Origin of the sequence: Vibrio sp. 99K-1 (assembly GCF_013114585.1) — a bacterium.
GTDB lineage: Bacteria > Pseudomonadota > Gammaproteobacteria > Enterobacterales > Vibrionaceae > Vibrio > Vibrio chagasii_B.
Map to the genome: position 1 here is coordinate 44619 of NZ_VTXF01000024.1, position 22834 is coordinate 67452.

18 protein-coding genes and 1 riboswitch are annotated in these 22834 nt (G+C 43.2%); of the genes, 11 read left to right on the top strand and 7 right to left on the bottom strand.

Annotated features, from left to right (window positions below; genetic code table 11):
• Window positions 1-10 precede the first annotated feature (10 nt).
• From pgl to F0228_RS18375, 4 genes are all read right to left on the bottom strand, one after another.
• Window positions 11-727, bottom strand: a complete 717-nt coding sequence (pgl, locus tag F0228_RS18360) for a 6-phosphogluconolactonase (protein ID WP_171731759.1) — start codon at window positions 725-727, stop codon at window positions 11-13.
• Complete coding sequence (zwf, locus tag F0228_RS18365) at window positions 724-2226, bottom strand: glucose-6-phosphate dehydrogenase (protein ID WP_061033492.1); 1503 nt, start codon at window positions 2224-2226, stop codon at window positions 724-726. The genes pgl and zwf overlap by 4 nt, the downstream gene beginning before the upstream one ends.
• 425 nt (window positions 2227-2651) lie before the next feature.
• Window positions 2652-3347, bottom strand: a complete 696-nt coding sequence (locus tag F0228_RS18370) for a response regulator (RefSeq protein ID WP_171762608.1) — start codon at window positions 3345-3347, stop codon at window positions 2652-2654.
• Between the two features lie 62 nt (window positions 3348-3409).
• Window positions 3410-5017: a sensor histidine kinase gene (locus F0228_RS18375; protein ID WP_171762619.1), complete on the bottom strand. Its 1608-nt coding sequence runs from the start codon at window positions 5015-5017 to the stop codon at window positions 3410-3412.
• 661 nt (window positions 5018-5678) lie between these two features.
• On the opposite strand from F0228_RS18375, the gene F0228_RS18380 reads away from it, so the two are divergent.
• The 6 genes from F0228_RS18380 to F0228_RS18405 all read left to right on the top strand — a co-directional run bounded on the left by F0228_RS18380 (window position 5679) and on the right by F0228_RS18405 (window position 12958).
• Window positions 5679-5906 (top strand): hypothetical protein, encoded by a 228-nt coding sequence (locus tag F0228_RS18380; RefSeq protein ID WP_061033495.1) that lies wholly within the window; start codon window positions 5679-5681, stop codon window positions 5904-5906.
• A 215-nt stretch (window positions 5907-6121) separates the two neighbouring features.
• Window positions 6122-7570, top strand: a complete 1449-nt coding sequence (locus tag F0228_RS18385) for a TolC family protein (protein WP_171762609.1) — start codon at window positions 6122-6124, stop codon at window positions 7568-7570.
• Between the two features lie 3 nt (window positions 7571-7573).
• Complete coding sequence (locus tag F0228_RS18390) at window positions 7574-8548, top strand: efflux RND transporter periplasmic adaptor subunit (RefSeq protein WP_061033497.1); 975 nt, start codon at window positions 7574-7576, stop codon at window positions 8546-8548.
• Window positions 8549-8555: 7 nt separating this feature from the next.
• Complete coding sequence (locus F0228_RS18395) at window positions 8556-9764, top strand: ABC transporter permease (protein ID WP_061033498.1); 1209 nt, start codon at window positions 8556-8558, stop codon at window positions 9762-9764.
• Window positions 9761-10930, top strand: coding sequence for an ABC transporter permease (locus tag F0228_RS18400; RefSeq protein WP_171762610.1), 1170 nt, complete (start codon window positions 9761-9763; stop codon window positions 10928-10930). The genes F0228_RS18395 and F0228_RS18400 overlap by 4 nt, the downstream gene beginning before the upstream one ends.
• Before the next feature lie 486 nt (window positions 10931-11416).
• Window positions 11417-12958 (top strand): alanine/glycine:cation symporter family protein, encoded by a 1542-nt coding sequence (locus F0228_RS18405; RefSeq protein WP_171762611.1) that lies wholly within the window; start codon window positions 11417-11419, stop codon window positions 12956-12958.
• A gap of 88 nt (window positions 12959-13046) precedes the next feature.
• Here F0228_RS18405 and F0228_RS18410 read toward each other — a convergent pair whose 3' ends face one another.
• Window positions 13047-13232 carry a hypothetical protein gene (locus F0228_RS18410; protein WP_081090389.1) on the bottom strand — a complete coding sequence of 62 codons (186 nt, stop codon included), beginning with the start codon at window positions 13230-13232 and terminating at the stop codon, window positions 13047-13049.
• 324 nt (window positions 13233-13556) lie between these two features.
• The gene (locus tag F0228_RS18415; RefSeq protein WP_171762612.1) at window positions 13557-14291 is read right to left on the bottom strand and encodes a chromosome partitioning protein ParA; all 735 of its coding nucleotides are present in this window, start codon (window positions 14289-14291) and stop codon (window positions 13557-13559) included.
• 608 nt (window positions 14292-14899) lie between these two features.
• Window positions 14900-15019: riboswitch (glycine riboswitch) on the top strand.
• A gap of 130 nt (window positions 15020-15149) precedes the next feature.
• Here F0228_RS18415 and F0228_RS18420 point away from each other — a divergent pair.
• The 4 genes from F0228_RS18420 (at window position 15150) to F0228_RS18435 (ending at window position 20260) form a co-directional block, all read left to right on the top strand.
• Window positions 15150-16520 (top strand): sodium:alanine symporter family protein, encoded by a 1371-nt coding sequence (locus F0228_RS18420; RefSeq protein WP_171730789.1) that lies wholly within the window; start codon window positions 15150-15152, stop codon window positions 16518-16520.
• 326 nt (window positions 16521-16846) lie between these two features.
• Window positions 16847-17647 (top strand): winged helix-turn-helix domain-containing protein, encoded by an 801-nt coding sequence (locus F0228_RS18425; protein ID WP_061032644.1) that lies wholly within the window; start codon window positions 16847-16849, stop codon window positions 17645-17647.
• Window positions 17644-18105, top strand: a complete 462-nt coding sequence (locus F0228_RS18430; RefSeq protein WP_061032645.1) for a hypothetical protein — start codon at window positions 17644-17646, stop codon at window positions 18103-18105. Before F0228_RS18425 ends, F0228_RS18430 begins: the two co-directional genes overlap by 4 nt.
• Window positions 18106-18778: 673 nt before the next feature.
• Window positions 18779-20260 carry an aerolysin family beta-barrel pore-forming toxin gene (locus F0228_RS18435; protein ID WP_061032646.1) on the top strand — a complete coding sequence of 494 codons (1482 nt, stop codon included), beginning with the start codon at window positions 18779-18781 and terminating at the stop codon, window positions 20258-20260.
• 116 nt (window positions 20261-20376) lie between these two features.
• Here F0228_RS18435 and F0228_RS18440 read toward each other — a convergent pair whose 3' ends face one another.
• Window positions 20377-21012: a LysE family translocator gene (locus tag F0228_RS18440; protein ID WP_171762613.1), complete on the bottom strand. Its 636-nt coding sequence runs from the start codon at window positions 21010-21012 to the stop codon at window positions 20377-20379.
• Between the two features lie 298 nt (window positions 21013-21310).
• On the opposite strand from F0228_RS18440, the gene F0228_RS18445 reads away from it, so the two are divergent.
• Complete coding sequence (locus F0228_RS18445) at window positions 21311-22789, top strand: carboxypeptidase M32 (protein ID WP_171762614.1); 1479 nt, start codon at window positions 21311-21313, stop codon at window positions 22787-22789.
• Window positions 22790-22834: the final 45 nt, after the last annotated feature.

A 22834-nucleotide genomic window follows, 5' to 3' on the forward strand; every position in this document is an offset into this window, starting at 1 on the left:
CTAGTCGCACTTATGCGATAGCACTTGCTGCATTTGAATCTAGGAACCACTCTGTCTCGCCAGTTTTAGACTGGATTTTCGCTGCCGGGTAAGGCAACTCTGAAGCAGGAGTAGTATGAATTTCTTTAACGATCTCAACTTTACCTGCACCCAGTACTAGGTAGCTGATTCGTTTTGCTGCTTCTAAAACTTTTGCTGTTTTAGAAACACGGATTTGCCCCGACTCAGGGTGAGAAGCCAGTACAGACAGGTTCTCATCTTGGTAGTTAGTAACACCCGGGAACAGTGATGCTGTGTGGCCATCTGCGCCAACACCTAACAGAATCCAATCAAAAACAGGCGTGCCGTTTTCAGAAGGGATCACATCAGCCATCTCTTTAGCGAAACGCTCAGCTTCAGCTTTTGGCTCATCTTCACCACGAATACGGTGGATGTTCTCTGCTGGAAGATTCACGTTTGAGAAAAGTAATGCGTTCGCTTCGCCGAAGTTGCTTTCTGCATCATCCGGCGCAACACAACGCTCATCACCCCACCAGAAGTGAAGGTTGTTCCACTGAATGCCTTCTGCGTATGGCGCTTGTGCCAGCAGTTTGAAAAGCATTTTTGGTGTGCTACCGCCAGACAGTGAAATGTGAACAGGTTTACCCTGCTCGCTGTACGCTTTCATTTCGTTTGCTAGGTTTTCAACAACTAGCTCTGGCGTTTCAAAGATCTTGTGGTTGATCATAGTTCGCAGTAATCCGTGTCTGTTAAGTTTTTGCATGGGAAACGCCATGCGCGGCCATCACGTTGCAGAAGTTCATCTGCTTCCTGTGGGCCCCAAGTACCACAAGCATAGCCAAACAGTGCTTGAGGATCTTGCTTGAAGTCTAAGATTGGTTGAACGTACTTCCAACATGCTTCTACCGCATCGGTACGTGCAAACAGAGTCGCATCACCGTTCAGTGCATCAAGAAGAAGACGCTCGTAAGCCGTCAGCATCTGAGTTTCAGGCAAGTCAGAGTAAGAGAAGTTCATTTTCACTTCTTTTGCTTTGAAGCCTGCACCTGGCTCTTTCAAGCCAAAGCTCATCTGAATACCTTCATCCGGTTGGATACGGATAATCAGCTTGTTCTCTGGTGCGTCTTGACCAAATACTGGGTGTGGCGTGTTCTTAAAGTGAATCACGATTTCAGTCACACGTGTAGGTAAGCGTTTACCGGTACGCACGTAGAATGGAACCCCATTCCAACGCCAGTTATTGATGTGAGCTTTCAAACCGATGTAAGTCTCAGTACGAGAATCATCCGCTACACCATGCTCTTCACGGTAACCTAGTAGGTGCTGACCTCGAACATCTGATGCTGTGTACTGACCTAATACTAAGTCTTTACGCAGATCATCTTCTTCTAATGGCTTAAGACACTGAAGCACTTTAACCACTTCATCACGAATAGAATCAGCGTTAATTTGTGCAGGTGGCTCCATACCCACCATTGCTAGCACTTGTAGCAAGTGGTTTTGGAACATGTCACGAACTGCGCCAGAACCGTCGTAGTATCCGCCACGTTCTTCAACACCAAGGAACTCAGCACCTGTGATTTCAACGTAATCAATGAAGTTGCGGTTCCACAGTGGTTCAAACATAGCGTTTGAGAAACGAAGTACTAGAAGGTTTTGAACCGTTTCTTTACCAAGGTAATGGTCGATACGGTAGATCTGGTGTTCTTGGAAGTGATGATGGATCTCTTCATCTAACGCTTGAGCAGAAGCTAAGTCGTAACCAAATGGCTTTTCGATGATCAGACGACGCCAGCCGTTTGTTTCATCGTTTAGGCCATGCGCAGCAAGGTTTGCTGGGATAACACCGTACAAGCTTGGCGGCGTTGCCAAGTAGAACAGAGTATTGTGGTTTTCGAATTGGTAGTCTTGCTCAAGTTTGTCTAGACGTTGTGCTAAACGAGCGTAATCGTCTACATCTGAAGTGTTGATCGCTTGGTAATGCAAATGTTCAATAAATGCATTCAGCGTCTCTGGTTCAGTTTGTTCCATTTCCTGAAGAGACTTCTTCAGCTTCTCACGGTAAGACTCATCGCTGTACTCAGTACGGCTCACTCCAAGAATCGCAAAGGATTCTGGTAGTTGATTGCTAGCATACAGGTGGTACAAAGCAGGAATTAACTTACGGTAAGTTAGATCTCCCGACGCACCAAAAATAACGATGCTGCTGTTTTCAGGTATTACCATCATCTTTCCTATAAAAACAAGGTTTTTAGTATTCGCTAAAGGTATCAGCGACATACGAAAATAGATAATAGGCCTTGGCTATTACATCAATAGCGAGTGCCTATTACACTTGAGAATGCGTTTGGTAAACGAGGGTGAATACTATCACCTCTATTCGGGACAGTATTGTCTATGAGTATTTGATTTACATCAACCACTGTGAAGGCAATCGATTAAATATTGACTCATTTCGAACAAAATATAATCGACCATTGGTTTCACGAAGACTGAAAAAGAAGCAAATCGGCATTCTCGAACATTGTAGTCTAGAAAGAATGGCATCTGGTCTGCGGAGTGTAGTGTAATAAAGCGTGAGCTGCGTAAAACCAGATTATTCAACTGGTTTTACATTTTACTTTAATAGAAAGGACGTTGTTAGCACTGCCTTATCTTTTGGCTTTGTTATAACAGCGTTCAGGGCGCCCAACCGTACCGTAGTTCAAATCTGCTGTTAGTTCACCGGTAGTGATCAGGAACTCTAAATAACGTCTAGCAGTTGTACGGCTTGCACCAATACGTTCGCCAGCTTCATCGGCGGTAATATTAACGGCATCAGCTTGTTGAAAAATAGCTCTGATCTTATCCAACGTTACGCCATCGATTCCTTTGGGCAAGGTTGATAGTTTTCCTGAATCCGCTTTGGCATTGGCTTGCAGCATCTTATCAACCAAACCTTGGTTCAAATCAGACACGCTTTCGAATTCTTGTAACTGTGACTGATACTTCTTCAGCGCGGCTTCCAAGCGAGGAAACATGACTGGTTTTAATAGGTAATCCACCACGCCGCCACGCATCGCTGTCTGTAAGGTGTCTACATCACGCGCTGCAGTAATCAAAATCACATCACACCCTTGGTTGTTACCTCGAACGTGATTAAGAATATCGATCCCACTACCATCTGGGAGATACACATCTAAAAGCACCAAATCTGGTTTTAAGATATCCAATTGCATAAGGGCTTCAGACTGTGTGGTGGCAATGCCAACCACGTCAAAGCCTCCCATCTGTTCTAAATAGCGATGGTGAAGCTCTGCAATCGCAATATCATCTTCAATAACCATGACTCTCGTGATTGCGTTCATTTATGTTCTTCCTTTAACCATTGTTTTTCCATCAAGGCGATCTTCATATGATCACTCGTGCTCTATTGTTCTTCTTTTGGTAAGTACACTGTCATACGTGAACCAAAATCGTTGTTATCGACCATTTCTAGCTGCCCTTGATAACGGTCGGTAAGTTGCTTAATCAGATATAAGCCAACACCGCGGTTTTGTTTCGCTTTACTCGATATGCCTTTTTCAGTCAGCGCATCGGTTGCCAAGTGCTTAGGTAAACCACATCCTTTATCTTCCACTTCAACGATAATCTCATTGCCAAAATCACTGATAGACACTTCAATCACACGGCGCGCTGAGGCTATTTGGCCCTCTTGCTTAATCGCCGACATCGTCGCATCAAACGCATTATCAATCAGGTTGCCAAGAATGGTGACAACGTCATCGGCATTCAACCAACTTGGTAGTGTTTCTAGCCTAGACCCCTCCTCAACTCTTAGCTCTAAGCCTATTTCACGTGCGCGTTCGGTTTTGCCTAACAACATGCCAGCGATCAATGGGTCTTTAACCGTTTCTCTCAAGAACTCGATAAGGCTCTGATAATGTGCGGTTTCTTGACCGATCAGTTGCTGTACTGAATCCAACTCACCCATTTGAATCAAGCCACTGATAGTATTCAACTTGTTCTGGTGTTCATGTGTTTGCGAGCGCAACAAATCCGCATACTCTTTGGTTTGCGAAAGCTGATCCGTTAAGTCGTTAATCTCATCGCGGAGTCGGAAACTCGACACCGCCCCAACCACTTCACCAGCAACAATAATCGGACTGCGGTTGGCAATGATCCGCTTATTGTTTAAATACAACTCAACATCGTGGTCGATGTCGCCTGTTGATAACAGCAGTTCTAAATCACTTCCTGCTAACACATCAGAAAGGCGCTGTTGATTGAGTACTTTATCTCTATCGATAGATAAAATATCGCAAGCACTTTTGTTTATTGAGCGTAAGATACCGTTCTTATCAATACTTAAAATGCCCTCTTTAACAGTGCTCATGGTGACATCTAACTCAACATACAGTCGGCCTATCTCTTCAGGCTCAAAGCCTAAAATAGCGCGCTGAAAACGACGAGATACATAACTCGAAATCAAAGCATTTACCGCAACCACCAGCAACGCCATCACAATCAAAAAGGCTAAGTAAGGTTCGATTCGATCTTGCAAAGAATCCAATAGGTAACCAACTGACACGACGCCAATTATCGTCCCATCAGCGTCCTTAACGGCCGATTTACCACGAACCGAAAAACCTAATGAGCCTTTCGCGGTTGAAACATAAGATTCCCCGAACACCAATGCTTTTTGATTGTCTCCGCCGCGCATTGGTTTACCGAGCCTGTCGTCGTATGGGTGAATCAAACGAACACCTTTTTCGTCACCAACAACAATAAACGCCGCGCCAATCAATTGAGTGAGGTTTCGGAATTTGGCTTGGGTTTCTTCAGGAAGTGTATGTGGGACGCCTTCGGGATTCAGGGTTCCTTTTTCTTCAATAATGCGCACTACAAGGGGAGATTCCGAAAGAAACTCAGCCACACCCAGCGCTTTCAACCCCATTTCTTGCTCTTGAGATTGTTTGATATAAGCAAACCCCGCCGCTGAAAGGATCAACAGTTCAACAAGGCCAGTTACCGTCATGATAATCAGCAACCGTTTTCGGAAGCTGATACTACTCCATCTCATATAAACCCGTCCCTAGTGCTCAGCAGACAATGTTAACACTAAGTTAACCAGAGCACCTTTCCGCCTATACGAATTTGTGACTATTGCTCAACTAAATAATTAACCAGATTATTAATTGATATTCCTTTACGTTGCTCGCCTCGATAAATCGTTCACTTTTAGAACGGATTAGTTAATAAACCCAAAAAAATCGAATGAATATTGAGCTAGATCACTAAGCTTTTAGGTGTTTTTTAGGTTGTTTAAAATAAATACAATTATAATGGTTGCATATGAAGAAGTTTATCGTTGCCTAGCTATACGTTGCAATTTTAAGACAACGCTTTAAACCGGAATTTTGGTTAACAGAAAGGCAACAACTCTTCACCCACTGGACGTATCGATAAATAAAAGTTGCGTGCTCGCCGTTACAAATGATGAACAAACGGATTAAGTATTCTCCCCTATTCATCTCGCTATTTCACACTCGGCAGGCCAGACAACAAAGAGGTGACTGACAAAAGCAGCACCCAAGAATAAAGCATTGATGAGCAGGAAGTTTCGATCAGTGGCAACGTCCGACAGAAACAGGATAAAAAACATAACGTATTAACATTGTTGAAAAGGAAACCAGGCAATGAAACGCGATACTTTTGGAATCTGCCTCACAAAGGCTATGCTGTTCAAAAACTTACAATCTACTTTTACTCATGTCAGAGCATATGAGAAGAACGAGACATCCCCGCTCGACCTAAAAGTGTTGTTAGCTTTCCCGCAAATGTCAGGTAGAGATTTATTACAAACCATGCAAGGTTCAAAACAATTGGTGTGGCGTGCCGATCACCATTGCCCAAGCTTTAAATAGTACCAGTCCATTTGTAGTAACTTCTTCTATACTGAACTTAAAGAGCACGATTTGTCGTGCTCTTTTCGTTTCTTTGTCTATAACCGCTAAATCCTTAATAGCATTCACATAATGTTAACGAATGATTATGCTATTTGCTCATATGAGGTAATCTGTTCAAGACAAATGATGATCCCCCTGTTAACATTAGAGCTAATACTCTAATTTGGTAATTAATGCAGATGACCAAACCAAAATTCAGATACCTTGCACTCGCCAGTATGCTTCTCAGCACTATGGCTTCGCCAGGCTATGCAGCTCCACTCACTTTTTCTGAAGCGTGGCAAATACTCCAAGAGAACAACAACTCTCTTGCGGCTCAACAAGCTAACGTTGAGCGTTATCAACATCTCCAAAATGCAACAGGAAGCCTCAACCTGCCTTCAGTGACGCTAGGTGCTAACTACACTCACCTTGACAACGATGTCACTATCAATGGTGAGCAGTTTGCCGATAGCTTAAGTGGTGTACCATCCATTGGTCTTCCTGTTCCTCCTCAAATTATCAGTGCGCTTGGTGGCATTACCTCAACGATTACTGAGCAAGATATCTTCAGCTCTTCCATTCGTGCAGTGTGGCCAATTTTTACAGGTGGTCGAATTACCGCAGCACAAACCGCAGCTGAAGGTAAAAGCGAAGAAGCGCAAAGCCAACTGCTAATGGAAAAACAGGCTCGTTACGAAGACTTAAGCAAATATTACTTCTCAGTGATCTTAGCGGAAGACGTGGTGAAAACTCGCCAAGCCGTAGAAGCAGGCCTAACTCAACATCGTGATTTTGCCATTAAGCTTGAGCAGCAAGGGCAAATTGCACGAGTAGAACGCCTGCAAGCGGACGCCTCTCTGGATAAGGCAGTAGTTGAACGCACTAAAGCTGAGAATGATCTTAAAATTGCTCAATTAGCTCTTACCCAAATTCTAGGTCAAAGCCAAAGCGTTGAACCTTCAGAGCAACTGTTTATCAACAAGAACCTGCCCCATATGGATGTGTTCATTGATCAAACACTCATGACCTACCCTGGTCTTAAGATTCTGGATGCGAAAGAGAAACAAGCAAGCAGTTTAATCAAAGCTGAAAAAGGCAAATATTACCCAGAGGTTTATCTTTACGGAGATTACAGTCTCTATGAAGACGACTCACTCGCCAGTGAAATGAAGCCAGACTGGTTAGTCGGCATTGGTGTCAACGTACCGCTACTCGACACCTCTGGTCGTTCAGACAAAGTGGCTGCTGCGCACAGCGCGGTATCTCAAGTTAAATTCCTAAAGTCACAAGCCAAACAAGACTTAACCGTATTAGTACAAAAGACCTACCTCGAAGCAAACCAAGCGATTGAAGAGGTTCAAGGCCTTAATTCTAGCTTGTCATTAGCTCAAGAAAATCTACTACTTCGTAAAAAAGCGTTCACTCAAGGGCTTTCTAACTCGTTAGAAGTGGTTGATGCAGAGTTATACCTTGCGAGCATCAAAACACAGCAATCTGCTGCGCGATTCAAATACCTTATCTCTCTCAACAAGCTATTAGCGCTAACCAGCGAAATGAACGCTTACTCGAGTTACTTAACTTCTTCTGTTACGTCTGATTTCGACTCAAAAACAGACACCGCTAGCCAGTCAAAAGGATAATTCATGAAACCTATTAAGCCTCTTCTTCTATCTATAGTTGGTATCGGCATTGTTGGCTGGGTCGGATACAGTTTTTACCAAGCGTACCAACCTCAACCAGTTAAGCTTCAAGGTCAAATTGATGCACAGCAATACAGCATCTCTTCGAAAGTACCCGGCCGTATTGACGAGGTATTTGTGCGCAAAGGCGACTCTGTTGAGAAAGGTGAGTTGATCTTTTCTCTTCTGAGCCCGGAAATTGATGCAAAGTTAGAACAAGCTAAAGCTGGTGAAAAAGCGGCAGGAGCTCTGGCTCAAGAAGCAGAAAATGGCGCACGTACTCAGCAAATCCAAGCGGCCAAAGACCAATGGCTGAAAGCCAAAGCAGCCGCTGATTTAATGGAAAAAACCTACCAGCGAGTAAACAACCTTTATAATGATGGCGTCGTTGCAGAACAAAAACGTGATGAAGCCAAAACACAGTGGCAAGCTGCTAAATACACTGAAAGCGCGGCCTTCCAAATGTACCAGCTAGCACAGGAAGGGGCTCGCGATGAAACCAAAGTGGCTGCTGCTCAAAAAGCATTAATGGCCGCTGGCGCGGTAGCTGAAGTCGAAGCCTACGCCAAAGACACACAAATCCACAGCTGGTTCAGCGGTGAGGTTTCTCAAGTGCTGCTTAGTAGCGGAGAACTGGCACCACAAGGTTTCCCAGTCGTGACCGTGATCGATACGAAAGATGCATGGGCGATACTCAATGTACGTGAAGACATGCTCAAGCACTTTGAGAAAGGCTCACAGTTTGAAGCTTACCTGCCCGCTTTAGATAAGTCGCTGACTTTCCAAGTGACGCACATTGCGGTGATGGGTGATTTCGCAACTTGGCGTTCAACAGATGCAGCACAAGGCTTTGACTTACGTACATTTGAAGTAGAAGCACGCCCAGTTGATACAAACGAAACACTGCGTATGGGTATGAGCCTTGTGGTTGAGCTTTAGGTGACATATGTCTGCTAATTCTCACTTACCAGAACATCACAAAACGATAAACAGCTTACTTCGACAGTGGGCGATAGTCCGTAAAGACAAGTGGTTGTTGTCGTGCTTAACTTGGATACCTTTGCTACTTGCTGCAAGTATCTGGCTGATCTTTTCACAAGGTATCGCTCGTGATTTGCCTGTTGCAGTGGTTGACCTAGAACACAGCCAAATTTCGCAGCAGTTTACTCGCTTAGTCGATGCCTCACCTACCCTGCAGGTCACTCAGAAATACAGCTCCGCAAGTGAAGCAGCAAAAGCCATGATAGAGCGTGATATCTACGGCTACGTTGTTATACCTAGACACTTTGACCGAGACCTTTATCTTGGGCTAAACCCGCAGGTTTCCGTGTTCTACAACAGCCAATTTATATTGATTGGTAAACTGGTGAACTCGGCTCTGTTGCAAGCTCAAGGCACGTTCAACGCCCAACTTGAAGTGATTAAACAGCTTTCCCACGGAGATACCACGGTAAAATCCGCCTTGGGGCAAGCTGTCACCGTTCAAAGCCAGATCACTCCGCTGTTCAACAAGAACACTAGCTATGCTCAATTCTTGGTATCTGCCGTTATTCCTGCTTTGTGGCAAATCATGATAGTGGTAGGAACGATTTTAGTACTCACTGCAAATGTGCGAGCTCGTGGGCTAAAAGCGTGGTTATCGCATTCTCCGGTTAAGTCCCTAGCATTAACACTCACCCCTTATGTTGTTCTGTTTTTAGCGTTCGGTATTGCGTTTAGCTTTTGGTTCTATCGACTTTTAGAGTGGCCATTTAACGGCAGCTTTATGGCATTAACCATTGCACAGTTACTAACGGTTATTAGTTGTATCATTATGGGTTGCTTGTTCTTCTTTTTGACGCTTGATCCTGCAAGAGCAATGAGCTTTGCAGGTGCTTTCACAGCGCCAAGTTTTGCGTTTATGGGGATCACCTTCCCTGTCACAGACATGAACACGGCAGCCCAAGTTTGGAGAAGTCTATTGCCTGTTAGTCATTACATCGAAATACAAACGGCTCAGTCCAGTTACGGCGTGAGCGCTGCGCAATCGCTGATGAACCTCACTTCAATGTTTTGGTATGTTATTCCTGCTTTTGTAGTGATCTTATTGATTAAAAAGCACTTAGCGCAAGCAGCACAGTCAACACAAGCAGAGCATAAAGGAGTAAATCAATGAGCTTTACTCAATTGCTGAAGCAAGAACTCCTAGCGGTTCTGCGTAACCCAGTAGTATTACTGACCGTGTTTGGTGGTGTGGTCTTTTACTCATTCTTGTACCCTTTGCCTTACGCCAATCAAGTACCCCAACAATTGAAAGCATCCGTTGTAAACCTAGACAAGAGCCAAAGCAGCTACCATTTAGAGCGAATGGTCGATGCGACCTCTCAAATTGATTTGGTTCGCCGTGACTCCACTATCGCAGACGCTAAACAGGCTGTACTCAATCAAGAAATTGGTGGGTTCATCGTCATTCCTGAAAACTTCTATAAAGATCTACTTCTTGGGAAAAGCCCAAGACTCTCTTATGCGGGTGATGCATCTTACTTCCTAGTGTATGGCACCATAGTTGAGGGACTTGCAAAGGCAGGCGGCACGTTAGCCGCACAAGTTAAGGTGAGTCACTTGTTAGTTGAAGGTGTACCTTTAGAATCCGCAGCCAAAGGCTACAGCGCATTTAGCTTAAATTTAAAACCTACTTTCAATAGTCGAATGGGATACATCGATTACGTGGTTCCCGCTGTCTTTGTATTGATCCTTCAGCAAACCCTAGCCATGGCATCAGGGTTGGTTGGTGCAACGCAAAATGCTCAATCCACATTCGGCTATTGGAGCAGAGTTCATCCAACCAAACTAATCCTTGCTCGCTGTTGCACCTTAGTAGGCATCTACTACTTATTATCGATGTACTACTTCGGCGCCAGCTTTTCGATGTACGGGATTAACCTACTCGCCTCAATCTCACAGATTTTAACCTTGTTACTGCCCTTCTTATTGGCCAGCTGTTTGGTTGGCATTTTTATCGGTGAGTTAGTGCCACGAAGAGAGTTAGTCACGGTTGTGGTGTTAATCAGTTCAATGCCACTGATCTTCTCTTCAGGTTTTATCTGGCCGATTGAAATGATGCCTGAATGGTTGGTACTGTTATCACAACTGTTTCCAAGCACACCTGCTATCCAAGGTTTCTTAGCGCTGAATCAGATGGGCGCTTCGTGGCAAGAGGTCGCATCTCAATGGACACTGTTATGGGGACAAGTTGTACTTTGGGGTTCGTTGCTTGCACTGAAGCTCTACCACAAGTCGAGCAAAAGCATCGTTAACCGCACTACCGATAATAGCCTTTGAGTGGTTTAGCTCATCGCAAACATAAAAAGCTCTGATAAAGGGCTTTTTTAATACCTCCGACTTGCTCCTTCCCTTGTAAGAGACTTTTCAAAGCCTCCCAAAAAACAAGCGTTACATCAAAGCTCATCTATTTTAGCTATCAATTTAACCGCCAATCTATATGCCTTTTCAAACTCAAAAATCATCGACTTATACCCAAAAGACGACAAAACACGAATTATTGTAAATTTATTGTAAAAATTTCTTTGACGACATTAATTTTATGTATAGGGTTATCAATAAGACGTGGTAAGCCGAATATCATAGTCTTATTGGTTCACGTGCCAAAAGGATCTCCATATAAAACGTGATTAGTAGTGATATTTATCTCGCATTTCGACTTGGCTACAGAGCATTTTGTCGCTATCGAAGAAATAAATAAGCTATTGAAATATAAGACAAACACAACATAAGCAAACATAAATTAATAAAAAGACAGGGAAAACCATGAAAAACATAAGAGAATTATTTTTTGGGTTTATATTATTGTTTAGTTCCAGTGCATTTGCAGAAGAAGGATCATTTAATCAAGCTATCAGTAACTTAAGCAAAAGTGTTGATGGATTTTTCAACGACTACACAGGATGGTTCGTTGGACTCATATTTAAAAGTGTACCGGTTGGCGAAGCCAACTTCCCTATTATTGTTGGCTGGTTATTACTCGCTGCGTTGATCTTTACTGTTTACTTTGGCTTCGTTCAATTTAAGCGAGTCGGTATGGCTGTAGATATCATTAGAGGCAAGTACACAGACCCTAACTCAAAAGAAGACGGCGAAGTTTCCCATTTTCAAGCTTTAGCTACTGCCCTTTCTGGAACCGTCGGTCTTGGTAACATCGCAGGTGTAGGTGCTGCACTCGCCATTGGTGGCCCTGGTGCAACATTCTGGATGATTTTGTGTGGCCTTCTTGGTATGGCTTCAAAATTCTGTGAGTGTACGTTGGGTGTGAAATACCGAACTATCTTACCGTCAGGTGTGGTTTCGGGTGGTCCAATGTACTACCTGAGCCAAGGCCTAGGTGAGCGCGGATTGGGTGGACTGGGTAAAGCACTTGCGATCGGCTTTGCACTGATGTGTATCTTGGGTTCACTTGGTGGCGGTAACATGTTCCAAGCTAACCAAGCTCATGCAATGCTAACGTATGCCTTTGATATCCCAAGTGAGTACGGTGTTATCACTGGCCTTGTACTAGCTGCTTTAGTTTTCTCTGTGATTGTTGGTGGTATGCCTTCTATTGCATCGGTAACAGAAAAAGTGGTTCCTTGGATGGCTGCGCTATATATCGGTATGGCTGTAGTTGTTATCGGTTCTAACCTTGATCAAGTTGGCCCTGCTTTCAGCGCAATCTTTACAGGTGCATTTACTGGCGAAGGTGTTGTTGGTGGATTCATTGGTGCGTTAATTCAAGGCTTGAAGCGTGCAACCTTCTCGAACGAGGCAGGTGTTGGTTCTGCGGCAATTGCTCACTCAGCAGTAAAAACAAAAGAGCCAATTACTGAAGGCCTAGTGTCACTACTAGAACCGTTCGTTGATACCGTAATCATTTGTACGATGACAGCATTGGTTATCACTATCGCTGGCCTAAACACAGGTCCATTCGATGGTTCAGGTTTAACAGGTGTAACTCTAACTGCGGCGTCGTTTACTGAAACTGCAGGTTTCTTCAAATACACCTTAGCACTAGCCGTTATCATGTTTGCATTTTCTACTATGATTTCTTGGTCGTACTACGGTCTTAAAGCATGGACTTACCTATTCGGTGAAGGAAAGGCTACGGAACTGGTTTTCAAAGTGATGTTCTGTGTGTTCGTTGTGATTGGTGCAACAATCCAATTTGGTGCGGTAATCGACTTCTCTGATGCCGCTATCTTTGCGATGTCTATCTTTAACATCCTAGGTCTATACTTCTTGATGCCTGTTGTTAAGAAAGAGCTGCAATCATTCGTTGCTCGTGTGAAATCAGGTGAAATCAAAACCTACGAAAAGTAATCACTCGCTAATTAACACTGTTCTAAAAGTCTTGGCGATACCCTTTGCTTGAGAAAGCGAGAACAGAACAATGGCTTAGTCAAAATCCCTACCAGTTTTGCTTGTGGGGATTTTTTGTACCTAAATTTTCTTGTTCACGCTGCTTAGGATTTCGGCATACTTTTATACGGTCCACCACCTCTTCTACTTCAATCACATATGGTTTCGTTAATGGCGAATTACAGTCGTCAAAACAATAAGCTACGGTGCAATTCTCACACTGATATTCATTCATGGTTTATCCCTGTCCATTGAGATGGTCTAATCAAAGAATGACAACAGACCGCATATTCATCCTAGAACACCGCTATTATGCTGTTTATCAACCCTATAAATACGCGTGCAAAGTCACCAAATATTCAATTAATCACATATTAAAAACATTTTGCGGCTCTAATCACGAATAGCTTGGTAATAGTGTGAAAACGGTTATGAACCATTCTGCAAAACTGATTAACAGAAGAAATAAGCCATCTGGAACGAAAAACGCCCACACCATTTTCATGATGTGGGCGTTTGAATTGCTACTGCTAAAGACGAATGAATTAAAGGTTTGAGCTTATAAACCCATCTCTTCGGTTAGCGTTTTGATTTGCTTGAGATCCATGGTGTGGACTTCGATCATTTGCCTGATGTCACTTAGGCGAGAGTTCGCGTTATCTTGCTTCTCACATGCGTCAGATTTTGCATCCCATGAAGTGCCGTCTAAGAACACATCACACGCTTTCTTAAGTGAACCAACATTCTGTTCGATTTCGTCTCTTTCTTTCTCTAGCTTTTCTAGCTCTTGAGATATTTGTAATTCTTTACGGAACAGTTCGCGAGAGCGTTCAAACAAAGTCGACTGCATATCCGCCTGACGGTTTAGCTTTTGATTATCTTGCTCTGTTTTATCTAATGTCTGTTTCTGCTCGTTTAACTGCTGCTCTAACGAATAGTTCGCTTTCTCTAACACGGCCGACTGCTTGGCTAACTCTTGGAGCTCTTTTTGATGCGCTTCTGCTTGCTCGGCCAAAGCCGCTTCAACCTTAGCATCAATTTCTGTATCAACTTTCGCCACTTTAGCTTCAACAGAAGACACCAACTGTGTTTTGCTTTCACTCAATTCTTGATAACGAGCTTCGAGTACCTGATAAGTGGACTCCCACTTAGAAGCCGTCACTGTCGAACCGATTAAGCCACCCAGTGCTAAACCTATAACCGCAGCAATGCCGATATAGAGCTGACTGCGCTTATCGCGTTCTTCAATAACAACCACTTCATCTTGTTCGCTTTGTCCAGATTGCTGGTTCACTAGCGGGTACTCCCAAAAATATGTTTAACGTTACGCGGTCACTGGCACTAATACCAATACTGATTTTGTAGGTTCAGTTAAACCTATCGCTCAAATCACAAGTACTTGAGCTTTGGTAACACGTTCATCCCATCTGCTCACAGACGGTTTAACGAGTTAACTCCGAAATCATCAAGCTGGCAGTATACAAAAGGAAGCTGCTAACGATAACTATCACTACCCATTTTTGTACTTTTTCATTCGTCCGATAACGAAACAGTACAAATGCCAACGCCAACAAAAAAACAATCGCTATTAGTCGAGTCATAAATCCTCCTTGTTTCCCTATTTTATACCATTTAAATAAGCAAGTTACGTCAGAGTCGCGTTGTTTGATCATTTAGTTGAACAACATTTGTGCAAACAGATATTTTGTAGCTGACATCACATTTTATATGATTTAGGATACGCCTACAGATTACCTAAGCATTTAGGTAATTGTTCCGATGAAGACTGCAGGAGAGTGGTTTTTAACTAAACTTTAACATTTAGTTAGATTGACCCGCCGAAGAAGTAAATCTTTCAGGTGCTTTATGCTGGAGAAATCCAGAAAAGTGAGGACTGTCGTTGGAGGAACCTCTGGAGAGAACCGTTAGATCGGTCGCCGAAGGAGCAAGCTTAGTGCCCGTTACTTATCTGTAAGTGATTCGCTAAGTGAAACTCTCAGGCAAAAGGACAGAGGAGTGGAAAGCAACAAGCCTTAATTAACAAAAGAATTCTATCTAGAAATCCGTATGTATTAAGTAGTGCTACCGATCCCTGTGATCTGCACTGCCTTCCCTCTTCTCCTTAAATTTTTTAATTTATTAAGGGGAATCTATGAACCACCTACAAGCTACACTACAAACCATCAACCAATTCGTTTGGGGACCACCACTGCTTATTCTGCTAGTGGGTACAGGTATCTACTTTACTTTTCGCTTAGGCTTACTCCAGTTTAGACATCTCCCAACCGCGCTAAAAATGGTATTCAGCAAAGACAAATCCGGTACGGGTGACGTATCAAGTTTTGCCGCTTTATGTACCGCGCTTTCAGCGACCATTGGTACTGGTAACATCGTTGGTGTAGCGACCGCAATCAAGATTGGTGGCCCTGGTGCCCTATTCTGGATGTGGCTTGCCGCTGTATTTGGCATGGCGACAAAATACGCAGAATGTCTACTTGCCGTTAAGTACCGCAGAACCGATAGCAATGGCGAAATGGTTGGCGGCCCTATGTACTACCTTCAATACGGTGTTGGCTCAAGAATTTTGGCGGTAATGTTCGCTGTCTTCGCACTCGGCGTTGCTTGCTTCGGTATCGGTACCTTCCCACAAGTTAACGCGATCTTGGACGCAACTGAAATCTCATTTGGCGCTCCACGTGAAATGTCGGCAATCGTTTTAACAATCTTGGTGGCAGTGGTAACGCTTGGTGGTATTCAATCTATCGCTAAGGTGGCAGGAAAAGTGGTTCCGACCATGGCGGTTATGTACATCGTTGCATGTTTGAGCGTTCTGGTTTCAAATGCAGACCAACTACTGAATGCCATTACCCTTGTTGTTACCTCTGCGTTTACCAACACAGCAGCAACAGGCGGTTTCTTTGGTGCGAGCATCATGCTTGCTATTCAATCGGGTATTGCTCGTGGTGTATTCTCTAATGAATCTGGTCTAGGTAGCGCACCCATGGCTGCGGCGGCTGCAAAAACAGATTCATGTGTGAAGCAAGGTCTTGTCTCTATGACAGGTACCTTCTTCGACACCATCATTATTTGTACGATGACAGGTTTGGCGCTTATCTTAACCGGTGCTTGGCAGACTGACCTTTCTGGTGCTGCAATGACCACTCATGCATTTGCTATTGGTCTGAATGCAGACACGCTCGGCCCTATGCTGGTTTCTGTTGGTCTAATCTTTTTTGCGTTTACTACGATTTTAGGTTGGAACTACTACGGCGAGCGCTGTGTTGTTTTCTTGCTAGGAACTAAAGCAGTCCTACCTTACAAGATTATCTTCATTGCGTTGGTGGCTTCTGGTGCATTCTTGAAGCTCGACATGATCTGGATAATGGCAGATATCGTGAACGGCCTGATGGCAATTCCAAACCTAATCGGCCTTATCTTGCTACGCCACGTCGTTATCGAAGAAACTAAGCTGTTTTTCAAACCATTATCTTCTTCTAGTGATTATAAAACTGTAAAAGCCTAATCGACATAAATTGCAAAATAAAAGCCAAAGCCCACAATCAAATGTGGGCTTTTTATTACCTAAGTAAATAAAAAATTTAATTAACTAAAAGATTACTTAAAACAATTACCCCAAATATTATAAGACCTTTTAAATAGCAACTCGCACTAATAAAACGAAAGCTTAATTAGTCATTACTTATATTTAATGATTGTTAAATATTATGTATTTTCAAGAAACCAAAAAAATTCAAGAAAAAGCAACATGTGGCTTTTATTCATATATAAGTCAGTTTATAGTCGCTAACATTGTTGAGATAATTATAATAAAAATAAAACGTTGGCTATATGATCAAATTTGACCCTATAACAAATCGTATTTATAACGACGATCGTTCCATTAAAATTGGATATCGAGAAACACGAGTCTTAGAGCTTCTTCTTAAACACGCGCCCGATATTGTGAGTAAGCAAGATATTATTAACTACGCTTGGGGTAACGAATTCATAGGGGATACTTCTCTCGCGAAAAGTATCAGCTTGCTGCGGCAAAAGTTCGTTAAGCTTGGGACTAAAGATTCACCAATAGTGACAGTTCCAAAGGTCGGTTACCGCCTCATAGACCATTGTGTTTGTATCGAATCTACTGTGGACGATACAAGCATTACTGCGCCTGAAGATACAACTCCGCCGTTGCCTTTACCTGACAGCGAAGTTAAGGCGACCTCAGGCGAAAAGCACAACGGAACCCAAGCACTGTCCGTCTATCGTAAAATTGCCTATTCAAAGAATCTTGTGTGCTATTTTACTGCTAGCGTGCTGCTAGCAGCATCAATCGCATTGGCATTCAGTAAATTTCACGACAAGAGTCTCCATGAAGTCAAACCTTCTGATCGTCTGACCGAGTATTGGATAGGTCAACTACAGATATATCAAGACCCTCAAATGACCCTAACCCCAGAGTTGAAAAGGATTCTTAACAAGTATCAATGTGACTGTATTGCTTACATCAGCGAAGAACCTGGCTATTCTGAACTTGCGATACTCAATAAAGTGACTCGTAAATCAGTGAATATTTTTTACAACCCATCACAACTGGACAAAGCCAGTAAAGAAATTGAGCTATTCCTAGAAAAGGGGTCATTATGATGCCATTTATTGCCGTCTTCTCCGCACTAATCTTGTTTGCAAGCGTATGGAGTATTCCTGATTCTCACAAACTTGAAGATCACAGTTACCAACATAGTATGATCGATTTACTCGCTGAAGATAACGTATTGCGAAGCGATGGGTTCACTAAAATTAGGGACAACAAAGTACTGCATATCGTCTCCATTCAAGACGACAAAATACCAAACCCTATCGTTCTTCGCTTCCAGGGAAATGTGGGATACTCTAAGTCATTCAGTTTTGCGATTGCTGGCACGATAGACTTACTGTCTGTACAAAAGATAAATGAGGCAATGAATGACAACTTGTTATCGCCATACCTTTTGTTGAACAATGATCCACTAACGTTGAATATTGATATTTTAAGCACCAATGAAGCATTTGCCATTATTCGGAGTTGCAATACAGGACGTACCCAGCTTTTAGCCAAACGCTGACTTCTACGGTTAACCCATAGTAAATTCTCTTCAAACCATATTTTATTAAAATGGATTTCGACTCAGTTCGAAATCCTCCCCTCTTCTATCCCTTATTTATCTAACTTTCCATCCTTAAAACTAACACGTCTCATAATTGAAAAAGTCTCTATATTAAGCTTTATCGATTAGACATACATCGTCACTTCATAATACGATCTCACAAAATAATTGAAGTAAGATCTCATTATTAGTCCCAATTAAATACCCATAGAAACGACTTAATATTATTTCCAAATGATATGTTTGAGAATAATTATCGATTCAATAACGCCCATCGTTCATTCTCATCCCTCATGCCGACCCGTCATTTACAACGACGCTTATTATTTGGTAATCCATGGTAAATCACGGAAACATCTTTAACGTCAAAACCACATTAACGTACATCGAATCCTAAAAAAGTTTCATTTTTCTAAATTCATTATGAAGTGCGCCGAGGAAATCTCTCTTCGTTGCATCAAAATTTCATCAAATATTAATAGAATTATTACAAGGTATTGATTTATAAGAATAAATTTATTCAATCATTTTCAGTATCGTTATTTTTATCATTATGAAAAAGTGAAATGGTCCTGTGTAAGCAAGGCAAAACAGAATTACCAATATAAAAAAGAAAATGAGGGGATTATTAGTGATCAGTAAAAATAAAAGTATCTTGGCAGCGGCAGTGTTGTCTGTACTATCGACCGGAGTAAACGCGAAAATATACCCAGATCAAATCGTGCGTGACAATTTAGGCGATGATGTTTGTCGCTCAGGTTATCGCCCGTTAGACCGCTTTGAAGCAGAAGAGCATAAAAACTCACTACTACCGCGCATGGGCACTTGGGATATTGTTGGCCTTAAAGACAACTGGGTAATTATGGGGCCGGGTTATTACGGGCTAATCAAACAAGATACGCCAAACGATAAAACCTTCTGCTACCCGAATGACTACCAATCAGAAATTCCAAACTACCCAGCTAAATCGGTGCCAGAAGGCGATGAAATTGATGTTGAGTATGGCCTAGTCACTGATCGCCAAGACTTTATACGTCCTCTAAGTTACTTGGCTCATTTCCTCGGGTACGCTTGGGTTGGCGGCAATAACAGCCCTTATGTCGGCGAAGATATGGTCATAGATCGTTCCGGCGATCGTTGGGTAATTCAAGGAAACAACAACGGCTCTTGTAGTGGGTATCACTGTGGTAATAAAACACAAATCATCGTTGATAATTTTACCTACACTGTTAACGATGACAACTTCTCGCACGGTGAGGTGACAGAGTCAGATCGCGAACTCATAAAAACAGTTCACGCAACCGCTAGAAACTATAGTGATATTGCACAGCAAGTTGTCGTTGACTTAAAAGTAGATGAGTCTACAAACTGGTCAAAAACAAACAGCTACGGTTTTTCTGAAAGCGTTTCTACTGAGAATACGTTCAAATGGCCTTTAGTTGGTGATACCAAGCTCACCATCAAATTTGAAGCGAATCAAAGCTTCGCAAAAACGAATGGCGGCTCTTCAAGTGAGACGGTAACGCTTCAAGCTCGTCCGATGGTTCCTGCTCACTCTGAGATCCCTATTAAAGTCGAGCTGTACCGTTCAACTATCTCGTACCCATACCAATTTAACGCCGATATTGCTTACGACGTTGAATTCTATGGTTTCCTTCGCTGGAGTGGCAACGCATGGCATACGCACCCGGACAACCGCCCTACTATCGGACATACGTTCACTATGGGTCGTACGAGCGATCACTCCGCTGACATTCGTTACCAGTGGGACCACCGCTACATTCCTGGCGAATCAAAATGGTGGGACTGGGGCTGGGCAATTAAAGAAGCAGGCTTATCTAACATGCAATACGCAACAGGCGGAAGCTTACGTCCCTTCCACTCTTACGTATCGGGTGATTTTTACGCAGAATCTCAATACGCTGGTACAATCGAAATTGGCCAAGCTAAACCGCTGAATGCAGGTGGTCTACGTTCTGAAAGCAGTATTGACGGCGAAAACCAAATAACTGAACAGCTTGGTAACATTGATGTAACGACCAACTTTGATGCTCAAGAACTGAGCGACCTAGGCTTTGAAGGGGCTGAGTTCAACGTTCGTCTAGCTGACTAATATAGTGTAGATACACGATAACAGAACGCTTACCCCGTAATACGATAAAGCCCACGCTAATTTGGTCACAATAACCTAGCGTGGGCTTTAATACGTTCATCACGAACCAGAAATACCTAAACCGGCTTTTCCATGAGAAGCTTAATGCCCAGCCCCACCAGCACTATGCCAGTCACACCTTCCATCCACTTCATAAAGCTCGCATTCTTTAGCAAATTTTTAGCCGAGTTAAGTGCACCAGCCAAGCCACATTGCCACAGCATAGCAATCATGAAGTGTACCGAAGCCATCAACATAGATTGTAATAACGGCGAACCTTCAGGGTTTACGAACTGAGGCAAAAAAGCCAAATAGAAAACCGCTGCTTTCGGGTTAAGCACATTAGATAAGAAACCTTCACGCATAGAACGTTTTGCGCTGTAGGCTTGATGAGTTTGCTCGCCAACCTTCAGCCCGCCACCATTTTTCATTAAGGCGCGTAAACTGCTTAAACCAAGCCAAATCAGGTAAACCGCACCCACCATTTTAACGGCTTGAAAGAGTTCAGCTGATTGAGCAAGAATCGCAGAGATACCCACTGCAGAGAAAAAGGCGTGCACATAAAGACCGCTACAGATACCAAAGCTGGTCATCACACCGTCAGATAAGCCAGAGCGACTGGTATTGCGAATTACCAAAGCCGTATCCAAGCCTGGTGTTAACGTTAAAATCGTGATGGCAATTAGAAATGCCTCAAAGTTCAAAATATCCATATTATTGTCATTCTTGTTCAGCGATCTGTCATCAATACCGTGTATCTGAAAAATTCGCAAGTAACAATTGCCACCAGCTATACAAGTCACTGATTTTGTGCACAATGGTACAGTTTAATTTGTTAAGAAATAGTAAATTCAAGGCATCGTACCGCCTCACGCTTTTCTCGCTATATCTTCGACTACGAAGGTCAGCGCCATTAAAAAGCAGAGCCATAATCAAAGTACATGAGAGATGAAACTTAACGCTGACGCGGCCCTAAGGATCATTTAAAGAAACCAAATTAAGAGTAGTCAAATGAGCGCATTCAAAAAACTAGTCGAACACTCTCAAAAATGTTCACGCTTTCAACACCTAGCCTCTATCTGTGGCTGGGATCAAGCTTCAATGATGCCTGCTGGTGGTAACCAAGCGCGTAGCGAAGCGATGGCCGAGCTTTCGGTTCATATTCACGGCTTGATGACTCAGCCACAGCTGGCAGATTGGATCTCTGATGCTGAAAACGAAGATCTGAATGGTGAACAACAATCATCGCTTCGTGAAATTAAACGCCAATGGCAGCAAGCCAACCTACTTCCTGAAAAGTTGGTTGAAGCTAAGTCGTTAGCGGGTTCAAAGTGTGAACATGCGTGGCGCAGCCAACGTGGTAACAACGATTGGGCTGGGTTTGAAAAGAACTGGCGAGAAGTGGTTGAGCTATCACGTGAAGAAGCACAGATCCGCGCCGATGCCGCAAACTTAACACCTTATGATGCGATGCTGGATATCTACGAACCGGGTACCAGTTCAGCATCATTAGACATCTTATTTGCGGATGTGAAAACTTGGCTGCCAAGCCTTATTGATGAAGTACTCGAAAAGCAGTCTAGTGAGCAATTTAATGCTCCAAACGGCTTTTATGCTGCAGAAAAACAAAAAGCGCTTGGTTTAGAAGTGATGAAATTACTTCAGTTTGACTTTGAACACGGCCGATTAGATGAAAGTGTTCACCCTTTCTGTGGTGGTGTTCCTACCGACGTGCGCATCACAACCAGATATGACGAAGCTGAATTCGTTCAAAGCTTAATGGGCATCGTCCACGAAACAGGTCACGCACGTTATGAGCAAGGCTTACCTAAACACCTAGCAGGCCAACCTGCCGGTCAAGCTCGCTCTATGGGTATTCATGAATCTCAATCGTTATTCTTTGAGATGCAAGTTGGCCGCAGCGACCCGTTCATTGGGCACTTAGCGAACCTCGCTGGCCAGCAATTCTCAGGCTCAGAATTTGAGAAAGAAAACTTCCAGAAGATCTACACTCGCGTGAAGAAAGACTTCATCCGTGTTGATGCCGATGAACTGACCTACCCTGCACACGTTATCTTACGTTACGAGATCGAACGTGACCTGATAAACGGCAAAATCAAGCACACTGATGTTCCTGAACTTTGGAACACAAAGATGCAGTCTTACCTTGGTTTAAGCACTCAAGGCAACTTCACTAACGGTTGTATGCAAGACATCCACTGGACTGACGGCGCATTCGGCTACTTCCCATCTTACACATTAGGTGCGATGTACGCGGCTCAGTTCATGGCTTCAATGAAGAAAACAGTAGATGTGAACTCAGTGATTGAAAGCGGTGACCTATCCCCTATTTTCACTTGGTTAGAGTCGAACATTTGGAGCAAAGGCAGCCTACTCACCACCGATGATTTAGTAAAAGGTGCAACAGGTGAAACCTTGAATGCGCAATACTTCAAAGATCACTTGAGAAGTCGTTATTTGAAAGGTTAAGCATAGCGACCAGTAGACGTTAGAACGATGTTCTACTGGCTCGTT